Raw genomic sequence first — 22,170 nt, 5'->3', positions numbered from 1 at the left:
CTACCTCTACTCATGTGACTTTTACAAAGATAAGCTATGTATTTCAATTTATGAAGTTGAATAAATGTATTTTTACTTTATCCAAAATTTCTAAACTAAATTTACTCTAAATTTTCAGCAAAATTGAAATTACCATTCATTTTTATCAAAAATATTCATCGTATGAAGCTCCTCTTATTTTAATAAGTAAATAAGTTTTATATGCCCTCTCCCATGTGCTTTTTACACTTTTCCCGAGAAGCAATTTCACCAAATTAACATCCTAACATATTGATTGTCATCTAAAATTCTTAACTTCTAGCATTAATAACTAAAAACCACCAAGTATGAAAAAGCACTATTTAGTTTTGATTGCATTTGTTATGGGGGCAATTGGCCTAACCAATGCCCAGGTCACTGGAACGGTTACCGAAGAGGGTGGAGGGCCGCTACCAGGTGCATCCATTGTAATTGTTGGTACCACCATAGGTGCAACCACCGATTTTGATGGTAATTTCACCATAGAAGCTGCTATTGGAGACCTTCTTAAGGTTTCTTATATAGGCTATGAAACTAAGGAGGTTAGGGTTAGCCAGTCCGTAATGAATATTACATTAACCTCTGGGGTAGCTCTATCTGAGGTAATTATTGTAGGATCTAGGAATCCCAATAGGACGGCTACAGAAAGTACGGTCCCAGTAGACGTAATCTCTATGAAAGAGCTGAATAATGTGGCACCCCAGGTAAATTTAAATCAGATATTAAATTATGTTGCCCCTTCATTCACCTCCAATACACAAACCATATCCGATGGTACAGACCATATAGACCCTGCCTCCCTAAGAGGCTTGGGCCCGGATCAAGTTTTAGTGCTTATCAATGGCAAAAGAAGACACACCTCTTCCTTAATTAACGTGAACGGTACTTTTGGTCGTGGAAGTGTTGGTACGGATTTAAATGCTATCCCTGCAGCGGCCATTCAGCGTATAGAGGTATTGCGCGATGGAGCAGCAGCACAATATGGTTCTGATGCAATTGCTGGGGTTATCAATATCATCCTGAATAAAAATGTGAACGAACTTACCACCACTGTAACTACTGGGGCTAATTTCACCAAAGAGGCTAATGACCAAACTGGAGGGGTAGATGGCGAAACTACCAATGTGGCCGCCAGCTATGGAATACCATTGGGAGATAATGGTGGTTTTATAACCCTTTCTGGAGATTTTGACGTGCGAAAAGAGTACAGCAGGATGAAAGAATGGGAAGGAGAAATCTTTAACCTGTATAATACGGTAGAACGGGTGGCCAATGCCGATGGCTATGATATTACTAAGTTATTGGACGACGATGTAAACGATGTAATTCAGTATGCAGATCAGGCAGGTATCAATAGAAACGGTGCCACCACCAAAGAAGAATTGAGAACTGTATTGAGTGCCGATGCAACCACTGCCGAACTAGCTGCCAGAGGTTTGCAAAGAAGTGATTTTAATATGAGAGTTGGTCAATCCTCGTTACGAGGGGGCCGTTTATTTGCAAACTTCTCCATGCCTTTAGATAACAATGGTACTGAATTGTACTCATTTGCAGGAATTAGCGCTAGAACCGGAAATTCTGCCGGATTTTACAGGCTGCCCAATCAGAGTAGAACCTTTACCCCTGCCTATATTAACGGGTTTTTACCAGAGATAAACTCACATATTAAAGACCAATCGTTTTCCCTAGGAATAAAAGGAATGATTGGGGACTGGAATGTGGACTTAAGCAACACCTATGGTAAAAATGCCTTTTTATACACCATTGGGAATACCTTTAATGCCTCGCTGCAGAATGCTTCCCCTACCCTGTTTGATGCTGGTGGATTCTCATTCGCACAAAACACCTCCAATTTAGACATCACCCAATTTTTTGACGATGTCATGTCTGGCCTCAATATCGCCTTTGGAGCGGAATACAGGGTAGAAAATTACGACATTATAGCTGGGGAGGAAGCTTCTTACTCGCAATATACCGCCGATGGTCAACGAATTACCCTAGCTTCCCAACAGCCTTCAAAAGATTTCTTTGGAAATTCCAGACCAGGTGGATCCCAGGTATTCCCCGGATTTGCTCCTCAAAACGAATTATCTAGGGAGCGCAGTAGTGTTGCTGGGTATTTTGATGTGGAGGCCGACTTCTCCGAGGCATTTCTTGCTAGTTTTGCGACCCGATATGAGAATTACAGCGATTTTGGCTCCACGATTAATTTTAAATTGGCCGGGAGATATAAAGCTACCGATAACCTAAATATTCGAGGTGCATTAAATACGGGATTCAGAGCCCCCTCCTTACACCAAATTAACTTTAACTCCACCTCCACTATTTTTGACAATGAGGGTAATCCTCAGGAAGTGGGAACCTTTGCCAATGACAGTAGGGCGGCTAAGCTTTTGGGAATTCCTCAGCTAAAGGAGGAAACGTCCCAAAGTATAAGTCTTGGACTAACCGCTAAATTCCCGGATGCCAAGATTACGGTAACCGTAGACGGCTACTTTGTATCTATAGATGACCGCGTGGTTTATACAGGGCAGTTTGCCCCTACGGCCGATGTGGGTACAGGGAGCGGTGGCGTTCCTGCAACCTATTCCGGTGCACAACTGGAATTGTTCAACTTATTGCGACAAGCAAATGCCACTGCAGCTTCTTTCTTTGCCAACGCAATTGATACGGAATCTAAAGGATTGGATATAGTGGTAACCCATGATACCAATTTGGGCGCCAATTGGAAGTTGAAATCCGACCTTGCAGGTACCTTTTCAAAAACTAAACAAGTAGGGCCAATCAATGCTTCCAAAATTTTGAGTGATGCGGGCTTGGTAGGCACCTATTTCCCTGAGGATAGTAGGGTGTATTTAGAGGAAGCGGTTCCCCGAACCAAGTTTAACCTCTCCAACAGCCTTACCTCCGATAAGTTTGTAATCTTCCTAAGGAATGTGTATTTCGGGGAGGTAACGGAAGCAACCACCACGGTGGCCAATCAGCAAGTATTTAGTGAAAAGTTAGTAACTGATCTTTCTGTAGGCTACAAGGCCACAGAATCTATCACCCTAACACTTGGTGCCAATAACCTATTTGATGTATACCCGGACAGGGCCAAAGAAGAGTTTGGCAATAGGAGTGACGGCCGATTTGATTGGTCTAGAAGAGCACAACAATTTGGAATAGGCGGTAGATTCCTATTTGCCAGATTGAATTTTACTCTTAATTAGTTTAAATCAACTCCATAAAAGAAGAGGCCACTTAAATAAGTGGCCTCTTCTCTTTAAATCCTATACTATATTGCAATACGTACTAATACGTATTATAGATTGATTATCCTATGCTAACAAGTTCTAACTCAAAAGTTAAATCTTGACCAGCCAATGGGTGATTAGCATCAATGATGATGTGATCTTCATGCACTTCAGCTACCCTTAATTGGTTTTCCACACCGTCTGGACTAGTAGCTACTAGGCCCATACCTACCTCAGGTTTTACGTCTGCAGGTAATTCCTCTTTCTTTACAGGGTGGAACATATCTTTTCTAACTTCACCATACGCTTCTTCTTTGGGGATAGTGATGGTTTTCTTCTCGTTGGGGGCCATATCTATCAACCCCTTTTCAAATCCTGGGATAAGACTTCCTTGACCCAAGGTGACATTAATGGGTTCCCTTTCCAAAGAACTATCAAAAACTGTCCCGTCGCTCAACTTACCAGTGTAATGTACCTTTACCGTATCGTTCGCTTTTACTTTACTCATAACCAAAAATTGTAATAATAATTCAATTAATAATATGCAAACTTATAGGTTCTTAAATGCCTTGGGCAAAGCTGCGGGGGGAAATATCTAAGAATTTAGAAACCAATACCATTCTAAGATAATTGCTATGGATTTGTTAATTTTTCACCCAAATAGCAATGTATTACATATCGCTTGTTTTTGGAAAAAATTGAAAATCAGTACCTTTTCTCCTATCTACTCATATTCAAGGGATTTGGAATTTAGAATAATCCTAAAAAGATAAACAGCTTTAAATGCGAGTTTTTTATGGATGGCTGATGCAATATCAAGAGAGTTTGCCTAAGAATATTAATTTTTAGAGGAAAACCGACTAAACAGCACTAATTTCTTCTTGGTATTAATAAAATAGACTCCGGTTAATAAAACAAGGGCCGCAATGGCCGACTGTGTAGTTATTTGCTCCTCCAAATACAACCACCCCAAAAGCAGGGCAATGATAGGATTTACATAGGTGGAGGTGGCCACTTTTTCTGGGGAAACGATCTTTAGCAGGTAATTAAAAGCCGTAAAGGCCAGAATACTGCCAAATAGTATTAAGAATCCCAAGGAATATAGCACAGTACTACTCCATTGGGAAGGTAGACTCCATGGCTCACCAATAACTAGACTTCCAATCATTAAAATTATCCCTCCAGAGAACATCTGAAAGCCTGTATTCACAAAGTAATTGGTAGGGAGGTCTGCTCTGGCTACAAATAGACTGGAAAAAGCCCAACTTAACATACACATAAATATCATGGCCATTCCCACTAAGGTATTCTCGTTACTTACTATCTGATTTTGGCTTACAAGAAGGAAAATACCCAATATCCCTAAAGCCACCCCCAAGAGGGACATGGGCATAATTTTTTTACCCTGTAAAATACGCATCAATAACAAGACTACTAAGGGTTGGGCTGCAATCTCCAAGGCTGCCAATCCACTATCTACATATTGCAAGGACCACACTACAAAACCATTACCTACCGATAAAAATAGGAATCCCGCTATAATACAGTTTTTCAACTGCTTTCTAGTTATGGTCAGTGGAATTCCCAATATCTTACATAGCAGAAATATCAGGAGGCCAGCTACGGTAAATCGCACCGAGGCCAGCATAAAAGGGGGTAATTCCTGTACCGCGATTTTATTGAATAAATAGGTGGAACCCCAAATTACATAGATGGCAAAGAATGCCAATATAACCATAAAGGGGTGCTTGGTTTTAGTCATTACAATAATAGATGCTGTTTAAAAGAAGCAGCAAAGGTAACCATAAGAACCTATAACCAAGTCCTTATTCTAAGCTTAGTTTTGGACAATATTACCAACTGCCACCACCGCCACCGCCAAATCCCCCACCGGAAGAACCGCCACCGGAAGAACCCCCTCCCGAACTGGAAGGAATGCTTACCATATTGGATTGCGCCTGAGACATAGAACTGGAAAAGGATTTGGAGAATCCGTGCATACTCATTCCACTTTGGCCAATATACCAATTTGGGGGAGGTAAATTTAAAGCATCAAATTTTTTGGCCCATCTAGAAAACATACCGAATGCCAATGCGTACCCCATGGTGCTTTCAAAATAATGGGGATCCTCTTCCAACAACATCTTTAACTTGTTTTCTTCAGCTACTTTTACAAACCGCTTAAACCCTTTTAATTCGGATAGAAGCCTATTTCCCTTGTCATTTTTCTTAATCATATACTTATTAAGATAAATCAGCACCAAACAAGTGATTATCATAGCCGCCGCTCCCATAAAACCCCATACAAACAATCCAATCGCAGTGAGTGCTAGGGCCAATAATATTAATACCACATAAAGTATGCCCTGCACCTTTTTGGACTCTCCCTCATAAAATGGTTGGGCCTTTTCGTTGAGTAACTCCTTTGCACTGTTCATTTTTGTATAAAAGCTGTTTTTAAGGCTACTTATCAATACTTCATCCTTTTCTTCCTTGGTGGTTGTATCAGTGAACAATCCGTTAAATATTTCTCGTTCATACACAGTGGCATCCGCTGGCAAGGGCTTTAATTTTATTATTTTGGTATCCTTGGATCCAAAAATGCCTTTTTTGGAAATCTCTTCTATCCTAATTAGTCCTTTCATACCCCAATAAGGGAACAGCGCAATTAAATCTGAATAATCTTCCCTATCGTTAATAAGAAATCCTGCCATGGCCGGATCTATATTATCGGGAGGGTAATAGGTAGTTGTAGCAATTACCCGCTCATCTCTGCCAAAGATGCGCCACACCCAAAAAAAGGCTACTATCATCATACCTACTGGAAAGACATAGCCGTAATTGGTCCAAAATGGCCACCACGGCTTATATTCGGCAATGGCTCCAACGGGCATTTTAATCAATACGGTAACGCTTTGTCCAGGATAAGAAATAGATCCCAATTTGCTGCTACCAGAAAATTGGCTATTTGTAAAATAGGTCTGAAAATCAGTACTCACCCCAGTAGTTCCTGTTTTCCCAGAATATAAGAAGGTGTTTTCCTTACTTAAATACACATCTTGGGGAACGTTAATAGTAAAACTGATCTGATTGAAATTGGCGTCCCATCCATCGGGCTTAATATTCCAATAAAATTGAATATTTGCTTCGTCAAAAATGAATGCATTGTATACCCTGTACCTAATTTCGTAATGCTGTGGCCCCAAGAGCGTAATGTCTTTATCCCCTATCTTGATATCTAGATTCTCTTGATATTTCTGCATAAAATTGAAGGGAATATCAAACTTGTGATTAGGAACTTCTATATCTTTAATTTGTATTCTTCTTTTGGAAATGGCCCCAGTGGAATCTTGTACTTCATATAAGGTTTGGATGGTTCTGTAGATCCCGTGCTTGGGCTCCTCAAAATTTACATCGTAATTTTCTACCACGTCAAAATATCCCTCTTTATGGATGGTGATATCTACCTTAAAATTATTTACGGTAAAGCCCTGAGCATGGCCAAAAGACCAACACAAGAACGCTAAGAGTAGTACAATCCTATAGACCATTATTGAAAGCTTACTTTTACATTACCTCTAGCTTCTTCTTCTACCTCGTAATAATCATATTTCTGGTAATTAAACATACCGGCCACTAAAACGCCCGGAAAACTCTCGCCATACGTATTGTTCTCTCGGACGGTACCGTTATAATACCTTCTGGCACGTTCTAAATTCTCCTCTATATGATTTAACTTTTCTTGTAAATCCAAAAAATTGGTATTTGCCTTTAGATCTGGATAGGCTTCCACTAAAGCAAAAATTCCGCCTAAACTGCGTTTCAATTGTTGTTCGGCCTTTATTTGGGTATTGATGTCTCCCGCAGGCACTGCTAGTGCCTCATTACGCGCTTGGATAACGGCATCAAAGGTAGACTTCTCATGGGAGGCATAGCCTTTAACCGTTTCTACTAAATTGGGAATTAAATCGTAACGACGTTTCAAAGCAACATCTATATTGCTCCATGCATCCTTCACTAAATTTCTAAATCGGACAAACTTATTGTAAACATGAACCAAGAAAAAGGCTAATAGGACAATAAAAATCAATAAAATAATAATGGTAGTCATAGGTTGGTTTTTTTTTACGTATGTAGCTAATTTACCCAAATTTTTGAATACTTGGCCATTCAACCTAATTTTTATAAATAGATGATTTACAAGTTTCTTGGAATGACCTAGAATTTGAAACTAATGGATTAGTAGTCTATAATGATATAAAGAGATATGCTATTTTGTAGGCATTGCAATCCATTTTCAATACTGATATTAAAGCCATTACTTATCAACCGGCGAGGGGATTAATTATTCTAGTTGTAGTTTTGTCCTGTTAAATTTTATGAAGTATGAAAACAGTAGTACATAAAGCGTCTAGCAGAGGCCATGCCAACCATGGCTGGTTAAATTCTTACCACACGTTTAGTTTTGCCAACTATTATGACCAAGATCGAATGAATTTTGGAATGCTAAGGGTGTTAAATGATGACAAGGTAGCGGCCGGACAAGGCTTTGGTGAGCACCCTCACAAAAACATGGAAATCATCTCCATTCCTCTTAAAGGAGATTTGGAACATAAGGACAGTATGGGCAATACCACCCTTATAAGAGAGGGCGATATTCAGGTATTGAGTGCAGGGACAGGAGTATACCACAGCGAATACAACGCTAGCCAAACTGAGGAGGTACAGTTTTTACAGATATGGGTACTTCCCCATTCCCCCAACGTAACTCCCAGGTACGATCAAATTAAGATTAGTGACCTGGCCGTTGAGAATGAATTCTATCAGATTTTATCTCCAAACCCAAAAGATCAAGGGGTTTGAATACATCAAGATGCCTGGTTTAGTATGGGAAATTTTGAGAAGGATAAAAGCACTACCTATACTTTAAACAAAAGAGATAACGGAGTATATTTATTTGTATTGGAGGGGGCAATATTAGTGGAGGACTTACCATTGGAAAGAAGGGACGGACTTGGTATTATGGAGGTGGAAAAAATTAATATTACCGCAACAGCCCCCAGTAAGGTCCTTTTAATGGAGGTGCCAATGTCTAATTAGGATATCCTGTCTAATTTTAGATACTAAGGAAGTGCAGGGGGGGATACCCGCTGTATAGTAGCACTTTATGGGGCACAAAAAAATTGGTTCATCAACTCCCTAAAATCGGGTTCATAAGGCACCGGACAATAACCACCGATAATATTTAGACCACCCAGAGAACGGAAGGCACGCTAATTGGTAGGATTGAATTTATGGACATCCCTTATCCCCGGAAGTTCTCCCCTATAATTAGGTGGGGCTATTGGCTGGTCCTTGACTCCTATTTATTAAAATAAGGTTGAGTTTTTCACGCCTAAAACCAATAAAAAACCCTCACCGTTATGGCGAGGGTTTATATTAAATGAGGATGAGCCCCATTATTATATTACTTACAATTTCTAAAATTAGTCTTCGGGAGGGTACCCGTGAATGTCTTCATAAATAGTGTCGAAATTCTGACGTATGTACGAATGCAATTTTTTGCGGTAATCGTCCTTCAGCCACTTAAGGAAGTTAAAGGTACTTTTACTAATACATTTGGCATACCGTTGTATTCTATCCTCTATATCGGGTCCTAACATTTTGGCCAGGCCAAGGGCGTCATAAACGTCCTCACTATTTTCTACGCATATTCTGGCATGTTGCTCTATGGAACGCTCCAATACTACTTTGGACGATTCTCCATTCTTTACCGAGTTTACATAGGTTTCCTTAATATCGAAATAAACGTCCTCTGTATTAGCAAACTCTGCGCGCAATGCCTCTGGCATTTCCCATTTAAAAGTACTTTCCAGCTCTTCATCACTAATAATCCTATCCCAATAGAAGTTTGGTGCGGTAAAGATAGCTTGCCAGTCCAAATCTGCTCCCCAAGGTCCAAAACGGTGGTAATTGTTTCCTAAATCTATTACCGAGAAGGTAGATTTATTTTGCAATATCCTAGAACCCCTACCTATCATTTGATAATACAGGGTAAGCGATTTGGTTGCCCTGTTCAATATAATGGTATCTATCGTAGGTTCATCAAAACCTGTGGTCAATATACTTACCGAGGTTAAAATGGCATCAGGCGTGTTTTTAAACCACTTTAAAATTTGTTTTCGTTGTTTTTTGGTAGCTGTATTATCCAAATGGGCAATAGGTAATCCTGCCGCCCTAAAGGTTTCATATACGTGTAACGAGGTATTAATACCGTTGTTAAAAATCAATGTTTTCTTTCCTTTGGAATGCTTTTCATACGCCTCCAAAAGTTTCCCCAGCATCTGACTGTTGTTGTACAGATCCTCGGATGATTTTACGGTATAGTCCCCATTAGAACCAACTTCCAAAGAAGTTAGTCCCATATTGTATGAATAGAACTCTGCCTTGGCCAAGAACTCGTTATCTATCAAGGATTGAATACTTTCCCCAACAATCAACTCATCATAGTTATTCTTCATTGGCAAGTTCTTATTGGAACTCAAGGGGGTTGCCGTTACCCCTAAAATAAAGGAGCTCTCAAAGAACTTAAATAGTTTGGTGAAGGAATTATAGTGCGCCTCATCAATAATTACAAGACCTACATCGGAAATATCCAATTTATCGTCCTGAAGCCTATTATTTAAGGTTTCCACCATGGCCACAAAACAGCTATACTGATCTTGGTCGTCCAAATTAGCCTTACTGTCTACCACCTTATTGGTAACCCCAAAACTATCCAACATATTGGAGGTTTGCCTGCAAAGTTCCAGACGGTGGGTCATAATTAACACCTTCTTTTGATGGTGCTTAAGGTATTGCCTAACAATTTCAGAGAAAATAACGGTCTTTCCACCGCCGGTTGGTAACTGATATAAAAGATGATAATCATCAGGAGCAGTTTCAAATTTATCAAAAATCTTATCTATCGCCCCTTTTTGGTAACTGTATAATTCCTTATCTGTTTTTTTATCAACAATAGCATCTGCAATCGAAATCTCCGACATAATTTCCTTTTCTTAATTATAGCGTTGCAAAACTACGCACTTTAAGGGGTGTTTAACGAATGATTTCTCAAAAAAATAAGCGCTATTATCTTAAAATTAAATTAAATTCAGGTTTTTATATTTAGTTCCTAGTCAGTTTTCTCAAGGTTGCCCATTGCTTTAACATTTCCCTAGCGTCCGTTGCTGGGTACCCCAAAACAGTTTTCCCGGAAGATACATCATTCATTACACCAGATCCGGCACCTACTACTGCACCTGCGTTTATAGTGGTATGGTCTTTTATTGAAGCACTGCCTCCTATAATTACCCCATCCCCCAAAGTTACAGAGCCTGCAAGGCCACTATTCCCGGCCATGATACAAGATCTACCCAAAATACAGTTGTGGGCAATCTGCACCAAATTATCTATTTTACATCCGTCTCCAATGATAGTTGCACTAAACTTCCCTCTATCTACACAGGAGTTAGCTCCAATTTCTACGTAATTTCCAAAAATCACATTTCCAATTTGTGGTACTTTAACCAATCCCCTACCGTCTTCACTAGGTCTATAGCCAAAACCATCTGCACCAATACTCACGTTGTTGTGAAAAATACAATGGGCACCAATTACACTACGTTCCCTGACTACCGTTCCAGACCAAATTACCGTATGGTCTCCGATGGTAGAATCGTCAAAGACAGAAACGTTGGGGTACAAAATCACCCCATCTCCCAAGCTTACGTTTTTACCTATATAACATCCTGCACCAACCTTACATCCATTACCAAGAACAGCAGTGGGGTGAACCGATGCCATAGGATGAATTTCATCTTCCAACAAAGGGCCCTCAGGCTCCAAGGACTCCAATAATTTAGCCATTGCCAAGTCCGGATTTCCCACCCTGATAAAAGCTCTATTTTCTCCGGGGAATATAGATATGTTTTCACCTACAATGGCTGCGCTAGCCTGCGAACTTTCCCAGATTCGGGCATATTTGGCGGTACTTATAAAAGTGATTTGTTAACTTTGGGCACGTTCTAATTGTTCTGCGCCAGTTATGGGTTTGTCATAGCTTCCCTGAAGCTCTCCTCCTAATAATTGGCAAATTTCTTCTACTCTAAGTGTTTTCATTATATATTTTGGTTGAAATAATATTAGGGCTGTAAGTAAATAGGAATTTTTTAATATAGGCCTATAGTTGATAATATAATAAACAATTAGGGATGAGTTTACTTGAAATACCCTCCTAGAAATCACAATATCAACATATAGAACGGCTCGTTTTATTTATCCCGTTACTTAAATAAGTTGCATGGAAGGAGTAGCCGAAAATCGACATTTTCCACTCGCTTGCATTAAGATATGCAGTCTTTTAATCAGGGATGCTGACTCTTAACGGTTTTTAGGTAAAGTTGCTCTACCTTTTGTCGCGCCCAAGGTGTTCTTCTCAAAAAGGTAAGACTAGACTTAATGGAAGGGTCGTGATTAAAACATCTAATATTTATCTTGGTTCCCAAGGCTTCCCATCCGTAGTGATCTACGAGGGATTCTAGGATCACCGCTAATGTTTTTCCATGCAATGGATCGTTACTACTCATGGGGTTGTTATTTTATGACTATTTTACCTAAAGGGAAGCACAGACTACCTTCTGTTTTTGTTTCTTTTGGCCGCGTTCTTATCCCCCCTAGTCAGAGGTTTTTTATATTTTCTAGCTATAGTTCGTTTGTAGGATCCTCCCAAATTAACCTTTTGATTCTTTTCCAATTTCTCATGAAAGGCACCCCCACCTTCTTGGTCGTTGGCAGCTCTGTTGGCCTTGGCAAGTTCCATATCTATAGGACGTTCTTCAGGAGCCAATTTTTCGGAAATTTCTACTTCCTTAGGGAACTCTAGTACGGGAATTGAAAAATCCATTAAAGCTTCTATACTGGATTTAAAATCCTCTTCCATCTCTGTAAACAATAAGATGGATTTCCCTTTTTGCTTGGCCCTTCCGGTTCTTCCAATTCGGTGAATGTAATTTTCAGGAAACTTTGGGGTGTCAAAGTTAATGACGTGACTCACTCTATATAGGTCTATTCCCCTAGCCATAATGTCCGTAGAGATTAAAATCCTATTCTGCCCTTCATCAAACCGATCAATGGAACGCAACCTATAATTCTGGGTCTTATTAGAGTGTATCACATCAATTTCAGCACCAAACACCTCATTCATTGCTTCATATAATCGGTCGGCACTTCTTTTGCTTGAAATAAAAATCAAAACCTTGTTATATAGCGTCTTGTCCTTTAATAAATAACACAATAAGTTTATTTTGGTGTAAAAATTTTCAACGGCATAGGAAGTCTGATCAATATTGGCCAAGGGAGTACCGCTAATGGCGATGGATACCTTAACCGGACTGATAAAGAAGTCCTCTATAAGCTTGGCTACATCCTCTGTCATGGTAGCCGAGAACATAATATTTTGCCTTTTTGAGGGAAGCAATTCCAAAATATTGGTAATCTGAAATCGGAAGCCAAGGTCTAACATAACATCTACCTCGTCTATCACCAGCTTTTTCACATCTCGCAACTTAACCGTCCGGTCTAAACAAAGATCGTACAACCGTCCGGGAGTGGCCACTAAAATATCGCAACCCTGGGCTACCGCTTGTCGCTGTGTATTTATATTGGCTCCTCCATAAATTCCACATACCCTACTACTCGTATAGGTGGCAAAAGAGTTTATATTCTCTACCACTTGAACTACCAGCTCTCTTGTGGGCACTAAAATTAAAACACGGGGATTTATTTGCTTGGAGAATTTTAATTCTTGTAGGATTGGGAGGATATAGGCCAAGGTCTTACCAGTCCCTGTCTGGGCTATTCCTACCATGTCTTTTCCGGATCGGATTACCGAAAATGATTGTTCTTGAATGGGGGTTGGGGAATCAAATCCCAAATCCTCAATTCCGTACAATATTTGTTTTGATAGATTTAAATCCTGAAAAGTGGTCATTTCTTATATTTTGGCCAAAGGTAAAACTAAATTTAACCACATTATTCCTATAATACCAATAATCCTGCAAAAACCCACCTTCCACCCTATATCCACCAACTAATTAGCAGCTAGTTTGCAGTTTTATTCCCTAAAACTATAAAACTCCCAAGTAAGCATGTCTTTAAACCCAAGTACTTATCTAGTAGTAAAGCCTCTAGAGCAATAATAAAGGTTAATTGGTAAGGAAAATTATATGTAGGTGAAAAAATGTTGGTAAATTGTAGCTATAACCTTTAATCCAGCATCTTATGTGCCAAAAATTTAAATGCAGCATTGTTCCCCCCTATATCTTGGAACAATTAGCCAAGCGGGGCAGCAGCAGTTGCAAGAAGACCCTTTTGGAAACTCAACGGATTGCCCTAAGCAGAAACCTGGCCATTAACAACCTTCTTCAACGAATAGATTTGGAAGGCGCTGGAGAGCGGTTTGTTTACGATTGTTTAAATGAATATCGGCAACAGGTGAAAATTTCGCGAAGTGAGGGAGAAGCCCCAGTAGCGGATAAAACAACTAACTACGCCTATGATTATTCTGGTTATGTAAGGGATTATTTTAAGGAAGCCTTTATGTTAAATTCTATAGATGGAAAAGGCATGGCCATTCGGTCCAATGTACATTATGGTAAGGATTATAACAATGCATTTTGGGATGGAGATGAAATTACTTACGGTGATGGCGATGGGGTACAATTCTCCAATTTTGCAGCTGGTATAGATGTGGTTGCCCATGAACTCACCCATGGTATAACCCAATTTTTAGGGAATTTGGAATACAAGGGACAGTCTGGCGCCCTGAACGAGCATTTTTCCGATGTTTTTGCAACTATTATAAAACAACGTTTTTATGCACAAGACATCACCGAGGCAGATTGGCTTATTGGGGATACAGTGGTAGGCAGGGATTTTCCCGGAAAAGCAATACGATCCATGAAAGCTCCTGGCACAGCCAACCAATTTGATAGTCAGCCTAATCATATGGATAACTATTATACAGGAGCTTCCGATAATTATGGGGTGCATATTAACTCTGGAATCCCAAACAAGGCGTTTTATTTAAGCTGTATGGCCATAGGCATTGATGACTGTTCCCTAATATGGTTTAGTACCTTACGTAAACTTTGGCGTACTGCCAATTTTCAAGATATGTTGGGGGTAATTACGGAGGTTGCAAATCAATTAATGAAAGAGGAAAAGGTGTGCAACACTGCCTCTACCGCCATTATGGAAAGCTTTTCCGCGGTGGGTATAATTCCCCTTACAGTATGAAATACAAAATGACTATAGAAGGTGGCTTTGTCGGTATCCCAAAGACTTACCAGGGGGAACATAGGATGGATAATAAGGAAAAATCCCAATTGATTCACCACCTACAAAAGACATCTCCCAAAAGAAACACCAACGCCAGAGATGCACTTACTTACCATCTAGAACTAACGGACCAGGATAGGGTATATAATTTTGAGTTTGATGAGTTTAATATTCCTAAAGAAGTTCGTATGTTTATCAATTCGATTATTAAAAAATAAACTGCACGGTATATAAAGACCTTTCTAACCCTGTTCCCAAGGGAGCAAATGTTGTTAGGTAGCATTGTTGTGTGAGGATTTTCTTAAGAATCGACTTTTTTCGAATGCCTATTGATCCCTAATTTCAACCGGTATTTTTTTATTAGTAACTCAAAATCAATTAATACCTTAAAAATGAAGAGAATTAAATTATTTATTACGGTGGTTGGCCTTGCCATAGGTCAACTTACTTTCGCTCAAGTAGACAAGGAAATTATCCAACAGATGGTAAAGGAGGCCAATGAAAACTCGCAATTGGAGTTGTTGGCGCATGAAATGCTAGATGTTATTGGTCCTCGATTGGTAGGAACACCACAGATGCAGCAGGCTGGAGATTGGGCAGTAGAAAAATACAAGGAATGGGGAATTCCCGCCGAAAATGAACAGTGGGGAGAATGGCGTGGATGGGACCGTGGTATAACCCATATAGATATGGTTCACCCTAGAATACAAAGCTTAAACGGAACCCAGTTAGCCTGGAGTCCAAGCACGGGTAAGAGAGGAGTTACTGGCGAATTAATAACCTTACCCATGGTGGAAAATGCTGCACAATTTGAAGCTTGGCTACCCAATGTAAAAGGAAAGCTAGTAATGATTAATATGAAGGAACTTACCGGGCGCCCAGATTATAACTGGGAGGAATTTGCAACGGAAGAGTCTTTTGAAAAAATGAAGGAAAAGCGCCAACTACAAAGAGAAGAGTGGGCAGAAAACATGAGGCGTATTGGTCATAACAGACGTACCCTACCTACGGTTTTGGAAGAAGCAGGTGCCATAGGAATTGTTACCTCCTACTGGTCTAGGGGATTTGGGGCCAATAAGATTTTTAGCGCTAGCACCAAAAAAATTCCCACGGTAGATATTTCCTTGGAAGATTATACCATGCTATACCGCTTGGTAGAACACGGTAGTAAACCTCAATTAAAAATTGTTGCTCAATCCAAAGACTTAGGAATGATGCCCAGTTTTAATACCATTGCTACTATTAAAGGAACTGAAAAGCCTGAAGAGTACGTAATTCTATCGGCACATTTCGATTCTTGGGATGGTGGTACTGGTGCAACGGATAATGGTACGGGTGTTTTAGTAATGATGGAAGCTGCCAGAATCCTAAAGAAATATTATCCCAATCCTAAGAGAACCATCCTTGTAGGCCTATGGGGCAGCGAAGAGCAAGGTTTAAACGGGTCTAGAGCATTTGTAGAGGACCATCCTGAGATTGTCAATAATATTCAGGCCGTTTTTAACCAGGACAACGGTACGGGAAGAGTAGTGAATATTAACGGAGCGGGATTTTTACATTCCTATGATTTCATATCTAACTGGTTATCTGCCGTACCCGAAGAAATCACTGGACATATTGAGACTAATTTCCCAGGAAGTCCTGCCACAGGTGGTTCGGATAATGCATCGTTTATTGCAGCAGGTGCACCTGCCTTTAACTTAACCGCTTTAAACTGGGCATATTGGAATTATACTTGGCATACCAATTTGGATACCTATGATAAAATTGTTTTTGACGATGTTAGGAACAACGTAATTCTAACAGCAATTTTGACCTATATGGCAAGTGAGGATCCCAATACCACCTCTAAGGAAAAAATTGTACTTCCAACAGATTTTAAGACTGGAATACAGAGATCTTGGCCAACACCACGTGCCCCTAACAGAAAGGGAGGATTGTAAAAGCATAGAAGTCTTTTTTTCTTGGGTTTGATGAAAATAAGTACTATATTAATGTTTGAGAATTAGAGATTAATAAATTAAGTGAAACTAATTATTAAACTAGATATATATGAATATCAATTTTGAGTATGTTGATGTAAAAGCCAGTGCTCGCTTAGAGGAGATGGTAACAAAAAGACTAGAGAAATTAGAAGACAAATATGATTTTATAGTTCGTGCCGATGTGTTCTTCAAAAAAGAAAATTCCGCCTCAAATAAGGGGTTTATTTGTAGTGTTAAACTAAGTGCCCCAGGACCGTTATTGTTTGCAGAATCCAACAACGAAAAGTTTGAGATGTCTATTGCTGAATCCATTGATGACTTGGAAAGGCAATTGCAAAAAAGGAAGGGAAAAATGAAAACACATTAGTATAAAGAACTTTCCTAAGAACACCCCGAAAACCAAAAATGAGTTTTCGGGGTGTTTTTTTCATCTAATTGCTACAAATAAAAACCAATAGATACTCTCGTATCCAGTCTCCTCCCCAACAGATTTCGTCAGAAGAAAGACTAATAGCGTCACTCTTAATTTTAAAAATGATTATTCTTTGTCCGATATTTTTTGAGTCAGAATCCTAAGGGCATCTTTAACAGTTTCCATCCGGGCCATATCCTCATTTTCAAAAGTAATCCCATAAGCATCTTCTACATCAAGGACAATATCTACCAAATTGGCCGAATTAATATTTAGTTCTGTTATAAAATTACTGTTTTCCTTAATTTCTGAGGTAGCTACATCTTCGGGTAAATAATCCTCGATAATTTTTTTCAGCCTTTCATAATGGGTTTTATTGTTCATGGTTGGTCTGGTTTATATGCTTTAAAGATAATGCAGGCATTAACGTCCCCAAAACCAAAACTGGCTTTTGCAATAATATGGGGATTATACGAAAAGGTTTGTAAGGGGATTTTGGATGCATCCACAATTTCTAAAATTGCTGGATTTAGGTCACTACAATTTATATTGCCAAACACCAGCTTTTCCTTGAACTGCAATATACTAGCAACGGCTTCCACACTTCCCGAAGCCGCCAGGCAATGACCCACTAGCCCCTTAGTAGTATTGATAAAGGGGAAATCCTTCCCACTTCGCCCCAAGGCCTTACTCCAATTGCTAATTTCTTCTACGTCCTTAGCGGTTGCTGTAAGATGTCCATTTATTACATCTACCTCGTTTTTGCCAATATCAGCATCTTCCAAAGCGGTTAAAATACAGCGTTGTACTGCCTCACTATTGGGAGCGGTCATACTTCCACCTCCCCTTTGTCCGCCACTATTTACGACACCGCCCAGGAGTTCGGCATATATTTTTGCCCCCCTAGCCAGAGCGTCCTCCAAGGACTCTAGGACCAATGCCCCTGCCCCGCTCCCAGGTACAAAGCCAGCTGCAGAGGCACTCATTGGTCTACTGCCCCGTTCCGGATTATCGTTGTAACGCACTGGAAGGATGCGCATAGCATCAAATCCTCCCCAAATATAAGGACCGCTATCACTACAACTACCCACTAACATCCTTTTGGCTTTTCCTGCCCTAATCCGTTCCATGCCCAAAATAATAGCCTCCGTTCCAGTGGCGCAGGCAGAGGAATTTGTGGTTACCTGGTTCCCTAACCCCAGTACCCCTCCTAATTGGGCGCTTATACCGCTGGCCATGGTCTGCATTACCGAGGTACTTCCCAATCTGCGGGTTTGTTTATTGTCTATAAGATGTATGGCCTCCCTAAACTTATTGGTCCCCAGTATCCCAGTGCCAAATACAATTCCGCTATCCCAGTCTGGATGGTCTTTGGCGGTGGACTTTAGCCCTGCATCTGCCCAAGCATCCATCCCAGCGATTACCCCATAAACCAACCCGCTGCTATTTAACCCTTTGCGTTGTAGGGGTGTAAAGTAAGCATTCATATGTTCCTCTTTAATTGCTGGCTTGCCGGCAATTTGGCATCCAAAGCCCAAATCTGCCAATTCTTGGTGGAAGGTAATACCACTCTTCCCCAAAGCAAGGCTGTTTGTGAAATTGGTGAGTCCAATTCCATTGGGCGCGCAAACCCCTAATCCCGAAACTACTACCCTAGTCTTCATTGCATATTATTTTTAAACATTCCGGACAAAGTTCCACTACAGACTAGATCGCCTTCGGAATTATACATTTTTACGGAGCATTTTAATTTCTGGAATCGGAAGTATAATTTTTGAGAGCTCACTATTACCTTTTCCAAAGGGTATACTGGCAAGAAAAATTTCATTTCGCTACCACTCATGGCTATTTGTGGGTGGGTTAAATTATAATTTTCCTCGTCTAGCAAATAGATCCCCAATGCTACCAATCCTATTTGGGCGCAACACTCTGTTAATATTACCCCTGGGGTTACCGGATTCCCGCTAAAATGTCCTTTATAGAAATATTCGTTTTCCTTAAAGGTGTAGCTTCCCTTAACAGATTGTTCATTAATCTCCATAATTGAATCGACAAATAAAAAGGGAGCTTCGTATGGGAGTTTCATTAAAATATGATGTACATCCATAGGCACAATTGAATCGTTAATTTCATATCCGGTTAGTCTGTTTTGTTCAGAATATTGGACTTAAGGGTAATTAAAAGTACCTCTCTCCTCCAGTATTAGGGATTATTAATTGAGTAATCTACCACTCTAATAGTATCCGTTGCGCAGAGAATCCAGGACCAAAACTCAACATAAGCCCTTGTTCTCCCTTGGATATATTTTTATCCATAAATCGCTCTAAAACGTAGAGGACTGTTGCGCTACTCATATTGCCGTATAAGCGTAGCGTCTCCCTAGTATCGTCCAAGTTTTTCCCCATTTCCCCAAATAACTGTTCTACTGTTTCCACTATTTTCTTCCCTCCAGGATGAAAAATTAAATGATCTATCGCTTCAATATTAGTTCCAAATTTGGCAAGGAAAGGATGGATTATAGCTGGAAAATGGGTCGCGATGGTTCCGGGAACCCCAGGGTCCAAAATCATCTTTAAACCATGATTGCTTAAGTGGAACCCCATCAGTTGGGTAGTATCCTTAAAATGGTACATCCCCTCCCCTATAATTTTGGGTCCCACAGCATCCTCATCGGAGGATAACAATACACAGGCTGCTCCATCCCCAAAAATGGCAGCACTAACCATATTTGCCATGGAATAATCCGAAAGTTGGAAAGTGGCGGTGGGACTCTCCACAGCTACCACGGCGGCCCTTTTACCAGGATTCGCTTTCAAAAAGTTATTGGCATAGATTAATCCAGAAATGCCAGCAGCGCAACCCATTTCCGTTACTGGCAACCGCACCACATCTTTTCTGAGTGATAGTGAATTAATTAAATAAGCATCTAGGGAAGGAATCATAATCCCGGTGCAACTAACCGTTATGATGTAATCCAAGCTTTGAGCCTCCCAGTTACTTTTTTCAAGCGCATTTGAAAGTACCCTACTCCCTAGTTTTTTTACCTCGCGCACATAAATATCATTCTTTTTCTCGAAGGAGGTGGCAGTAAAGACGTCCTCTGGACTCATTATACTATACCGTTTATCTACGGCTGCTCCCTCAAATATTTTTATTACTTTTCGTCTATACCGGTCCGGCTGACCGCTCAACCAATTTTCAACAAGAGGTAATATTTCCTTCGTAGCCCTACTAAAAGCAGGGGTTTCCTTGGTGACGGTTACTATTCTTGTGTGAATCATGGATCGGTTATTCTCTTTTTAATCGGATTACCCAAAGATACCTGAAGGCCCATTTCCAACTTAAATTATGCTGTGCCGTTGGGAGCTGTCTGGCATATTTCCGTAATTCAGATCTGGTAAAAGCGCTTTTTATGGAAACTAGTCCATCGTGCTTTGCAACCTCGGTTGTCATGAAAATTACACTATACAACCTAAACAGCTGATAAGCGATTCTGCTTCTTTGTAAATCGTTTATCACCACCCCAACCCGGGCCAACCCCAAAGTCTTCTTAAGAAATATTGGAATCTCTTGGTTATTAAAATGGTGCATGGTAAGGGTGCACAAAACAATATCTGCTTGCATCTCCTCCTCTTTCATTAACAGCACATTCTGATTTATATAGGAGATGTTGGGATAATCCAACGAATTTCTTTTTGCAATTTCCAACGACTTTTCATTGAGATCTACTCCTATCAGGACTAAGCCTATCCCCGTATCCTTATAAAATCTAGCCACTTCCCTTAGCATTTGTCCATCTCCGCAGCCGATATCCATAATGCTATACGCGCTTTTTGGATATTCCCTAATCAATTTCCGTATAGCGTTAAGGGTTATAGCAGTCCCATGTAACAGCTTGTTCACCCTATTGATGTCTAGCAATACTTTTTCTAAAGAGGCCACATCTAAAGTCTGATCGTCCATTAGTTCCCTTCCTGTAAATCGATGGGTGAAATTCATACCGTATCTATTTGTTTTCCATGGGTGGCTTGGACCAACTTACTAACAATATAAGGAGAATAGTTCAAAAACTGCATGGTCCTTTGGAAAATTGCGGGACTCAGTAAAAGGGACTGTAATTGTCTTCCCATCCATAATCGTTTCCCGAAGGTGGCTTGCCATTGGGTAGTATAATCTTTTTCCAAGTCCTGCCTTTTATAATTGGAATCCGTAAAGTAGCGATGAATCAATTGCGAGGCCATTTTTGCACTATGTACCGCCATTGCCATCCCGTTTCCACAAAAGGGATGAATTAGTCCCGCAGTGTCACCACATAGTATAATATGGTTGGTTATGGCGCTCTTTTTACCAAATGCAATTTGTCCTATGGTCATAGGTTTATCAAATATCATTTGAGACCTTTCAAAAAAATCTTTTAAATACGGGTTTTTGCAAAGTACATTCTGCTGAAAGCTCTCCAAATCTTTTTCCCTCTTAAAACTGTCGTACGAAACCAAATAACAGAAATTAATTGCTCCGGTTTCTGTCTTTGATAGCCCACCATAACCTCCTCTAAAATTATGAACGGCTACTAAATTACTGGGAAAGGAAGTTGATTTATAATGAGCTTTAACCCCTAGCCAAGGCGATTTCCCTTTAATAAAGCTGCGCTGCAGATTTTTATCTAGCCCATCCCGTTTTCCATAAGCCCCCACCACAAACTTAGCAGAGTATTGCGCTCCCTTGGAGTCCATAACCGTAAATTTGGAATTTGAATATTCAATGGAGGTTATAGTTCTTTGGAGGACGGGTACACCTGTTGATACCGCTTGAGAGTACAGGGCGTGATCTAAATGAACCCTACTAATTCCCAATCCACCTAAGGGCAACTTTGTGGTAATAGACCTTCCATTTTCAGTACTCAATAGCATCCGGTCAATATTATTAAGCTTGGGTAAGCAGACGCCCAAGCTTTCCAAATAGGGAACCACCTCCTTGGAGAGATATTCCCCACAAACCTTATGATGGGGGTATTTCTGCCTTTCAAAAACAGCCACATGAACCTTTTTTAATTGCAAATGCAGGGCAGCGGTTAATCCGGCCAGGCCCCCACCCACTACAATAACATCATAATTCCCCATCTGAAAAAGATACAGAATTA

Annotated in this window: 18 protein-coding genes and 2 pseudogenes; 6 read left to right on the top strand and 14 right to left on the bottom strand. The window is 40.2% G+C overall.

The features are described 5' to 3' along the window. The first annotated feature begins 326 nt into the window (after positions 1 to 326). On the top strand, positions 327 to 3,230 hold the full coding sequence (locus F1E73_RS01140) for a TonB-dependent receptor (protein WP_150450886.1): 2,904 nt from the start codon (positions 327 to 329) through the stop codon (positions 3,228 to 3,230). A 103-nt stretch (positions 3,231 to 3,333) separates the two neighbouring features. Here the strand turns inward: F1E73_RS01140 and F1E73_RS01135 are convergent, their stop codons facing one another. From F1E73_RS01135 to F1E73_RS01120, 4 genes are all read right to left on the bottom strand, one after another. After that, on the bottom strand, positions 3,334 to 3,762 hold the full coding sequence (locus tag F1E73_RS01135; RefSeq protein WP_086476717.1) for an FKBP-type peptidyl-prolyl cis-trans isomerase: 429 nt from the start codon (positions 3,760 to 3,762) through the stop codon (positions 3,334 to 3,336). Positions 3,763 to 4,092: 330 nt separating this feature from the next. After that, a complete protein-coding gene (locus tag F1E73_RS01130; protein WP_086476716.1) occupies positions 4,093 to 5,016 on the bottom strand; it encodes an EamA family transporter in 924 nt (307 codons plus the stop codon). 91 nt (positions 5,017 to 5,107) lie between these two features. Continuing rightward, positions 5,108 to 6,805 (bottom strand): DUF2207 domain-containing protein, encoded by a 1,698-nt coding sequence (locus F1E73_RS01125; RefSeq protein WP_086476715.1) that lies wholly within the window; start codon positions 6,803 to 6,805, stop codon positions 5,108 to 5,110. After that, positions 6,805 to 7,365, bottom strand: coding sequence for a LemA family protein (locus F1E73_RS01120; protein WP_086476853.1), 561 nt, complete (start codon positions 7,363 to 7,365; stop codon positions 6,805 to 6,807). Before F1E73_RS01120 ends, F1E73_RS01125 begins: the two co-directional genes overlap by 1 nt. A gap of 275 nt (positions 7,366 to 7,640) precedes the next feature. On the opposite strand from F1E73_RS01120, the pseudogene F1E73_RS01115 reads away from it, so the two are divergent. Further along, a pseudogene (locus tag F1E73_RS01115) lies at positions 7,641 to 8,354 on the top strand (pirin family protein). 386 nt (positions 8,355 to 8,740) lie between these two features. Here F1E73_RS01115 and F1E73_RS01110 read toward each other — a convergent pair. The 4 genes and pseudogenes from F1E73_RS01110 to F1E73_RS01095 all read right to left on the bottom strand — a co-directional run bounded on the left by F1E73_RS01110 (position 8,741) and on the right by F1E73_RS01095 (position 13,284). After that, the gene (locus tag F1E73_RS01110; protein WP_150450885.1) at positions 8,741 to 10,300 is read right to left on the bottom strand and encodes a DEAD/DEAH box helicase; all 1,560 of its coding nucleotides are present in this window, start codon (positions 10,298 to 10,300) and stop codon (positions 8,741 to 8,743) included. Between the two features lie 121 nt (positions 10,301 to 10,421). Beyond that, a pseudogene (gene lpxD / locus F1E73_RS01105) lies at positions 10,422 to 11,414 on the bottom strand (UDP-3-O-(3-hydroxymyristoyl)glucosamine N-acyltransferase). Between the two features lie 245 nt (positions 11,415 to 11,659). Next, the gene (locus F1E73_RS01100; protein ID WP_086476712.1) at positions 11,660 to 11,881 is read right to left on the bottom strand and encodes a VF530 family protein; all 222 of its coding nucleotides are present in this window, start codon (positions 11,879 to 11,881) and stop codon (positions 11,660 to 11,662) included. Between the two features lie 44 nt (positions 11,882 to 11,925). Continuing rightward, positions 11,926 to 13,284, bottom strand: coding sequence for a DEAD/DEAH box helicase (locus F1E73_RS01095; RefSeq protein ID WP_150450884.1), 1,359 nt, complete (start codon positions 13,282 to 13,284; stop codon positions 11,926 to 11,928). A 290-nt stretch (positions 13,285 to 13,574) separates the two neighbouring features. Here F1E73_RS01095 and F1E73_RS01090 point away from each other — a divergent pair, with 290 nt between their 5' ends. The 4 genes from F1E73_RS01090 (at position 13,575) to hpf (ending at position 16,985) form a co-directional block, all read left to right on the top strand. Continuing rightward, positions 13,575 to 14,591, top strand: coding sequence for a M4 family metallopeptidase (locus F1E73_RS01090; protein WP_086476710.1), 1,017 nt, complete (start codon positions 13,575 to 13,577; stop codon positions 14,589 to 14,591). Then, a complete protein-coding gene (locus tag F1E73_RS01085) occupies positions 14,588 to 14,851 on the top strand; it encodes a hypothetical protein (protein WP_150450883.1) in 264 nt (87 codons plus the stop codon). Before F1E73_RS01090 ends, F1E73_RS01085 begins: the two co-directional genes overlap by 4 nt. 174 nt (positions 14,852 to 15,025) lie before the next feature. Next, a complete protein-coding gene (locus tag F1E73_RS01080) occupies positions 15,026 to 16,576 on the top strand; it encodes a M20/M25/M40 family metallo-hydrolase (protein ID WP_086476708.1) in 1,551 nt (516 codons plus the stop codon). A gap of 109 nt (positions 16,577 to 16,685) precedes the next feature. Beyond that, positions 16,686 to 16,985 (top strand): ribosome hibernation-promoting factor, HPF/YfiA family, encoded by a 300-nt coding sequence (gene hpf / locus F1E73_RS01075; protein ID WP_086476707.1) that lies wholly within the window; start codon positions 16,686 to 16,688, stop codon positions 16,983 to 16,985. A 171-nt stretch (positions 16,986 to 17,156) separates the two neighbouring features. On the opposite strand, the gene F1E73_RS01070 is transcribed toward hpf, so the two are convergent. The 6 genes from F1E73_RS01070 to F1E73_RS01045 all read right to left on the bottom strand — a co-directional run. Next, entirely contained in the window at positions 17,157 to 17,414 is a 258-nt protein-coding gene (locus F1E73_RS01070) for an acyl carrier protein (RefSeq protein WP_086476706.1), read from the bottom strand. Next, a complete protein-coding gene (locus tag F1E73_RS01065; RefSeq protein ID WP_086476705.1) occupies positions 17,411 to 18,694 on the bottom strand; it encodes a beta-ketoacyl-[acyl-carrier-protein] synthase family protein in 1,284 nt (427 codons plus the stop codon). The genes F1E73_RS01070 and F1E73_RS01065 overlap by 4 nt, the downstream gene beginning before the upstream one ends. Continuing rightward, entirely contained in the window at positions 18,691 to 19,116 is a 426-nt protein-coding gene (locus tag F1E73_RS01060; protein ID WP_223883326.1) for a 3-hydroxyacyl-ACP dehydratase FabZ family protein, read from the bottom strand. Before F1E73_RS01060 ends, F1E73_RS01065 begins: the two co-directional genes overlap by 4 nt. 139 nt (positions 19,117 to 19,255) lie before the next feature. Beyond that, a complete protein-coding gene (locus F1E73_RS01055) occupies positions 19,256 to 20,311 on the bottom strand; it encodes a type III polyketide synthase (RefSeq protein ID WP_150450881.1) in 1,056 nt (351 codons plus the stop codon). Positions 20,312 to 20,318: 7 nt separating this feature from the next. Further along, positions 20,319 to 21,029, bottom strand: a complete 711-nt coding sequence (locus F1E73_RS01050; protein ID WP_150450880.1) for a methyltransferase domain-containing protein — start codon at positions 21,027 to 21,029, stop codon at positions 20,319 to 20,321. Continuing rightward, positions 21,026 to 22,170, bottom strand: a 1,145-nt coding sequence (locus tag F1E73_RS01045; protein ID WP_317132939.1) for an NAD(P)/FAD-dependent oxidoreductase, incomplete at its 5' end; no start/stop codon positions are given. The genes F1E73_RS01045 and F1E73_RS01050, both read right to left, overlap by 4 nt.

It is taken from the genome of Arenibacter lacus, from assembly GCF_008711145.1.
Taxonomy (GTDB): Bacteria; Bacteroidota; Bacteroidia; order Flavobacteriales; family Flavobacteriaceae; genus Arenibacter; species Arenibacter amylolyticus.
The sequence above is the reverse complement of the archived record's forward strand: the minus strand, read 5'-3'. Positions and strand labels throughout refer to the sequence as shown.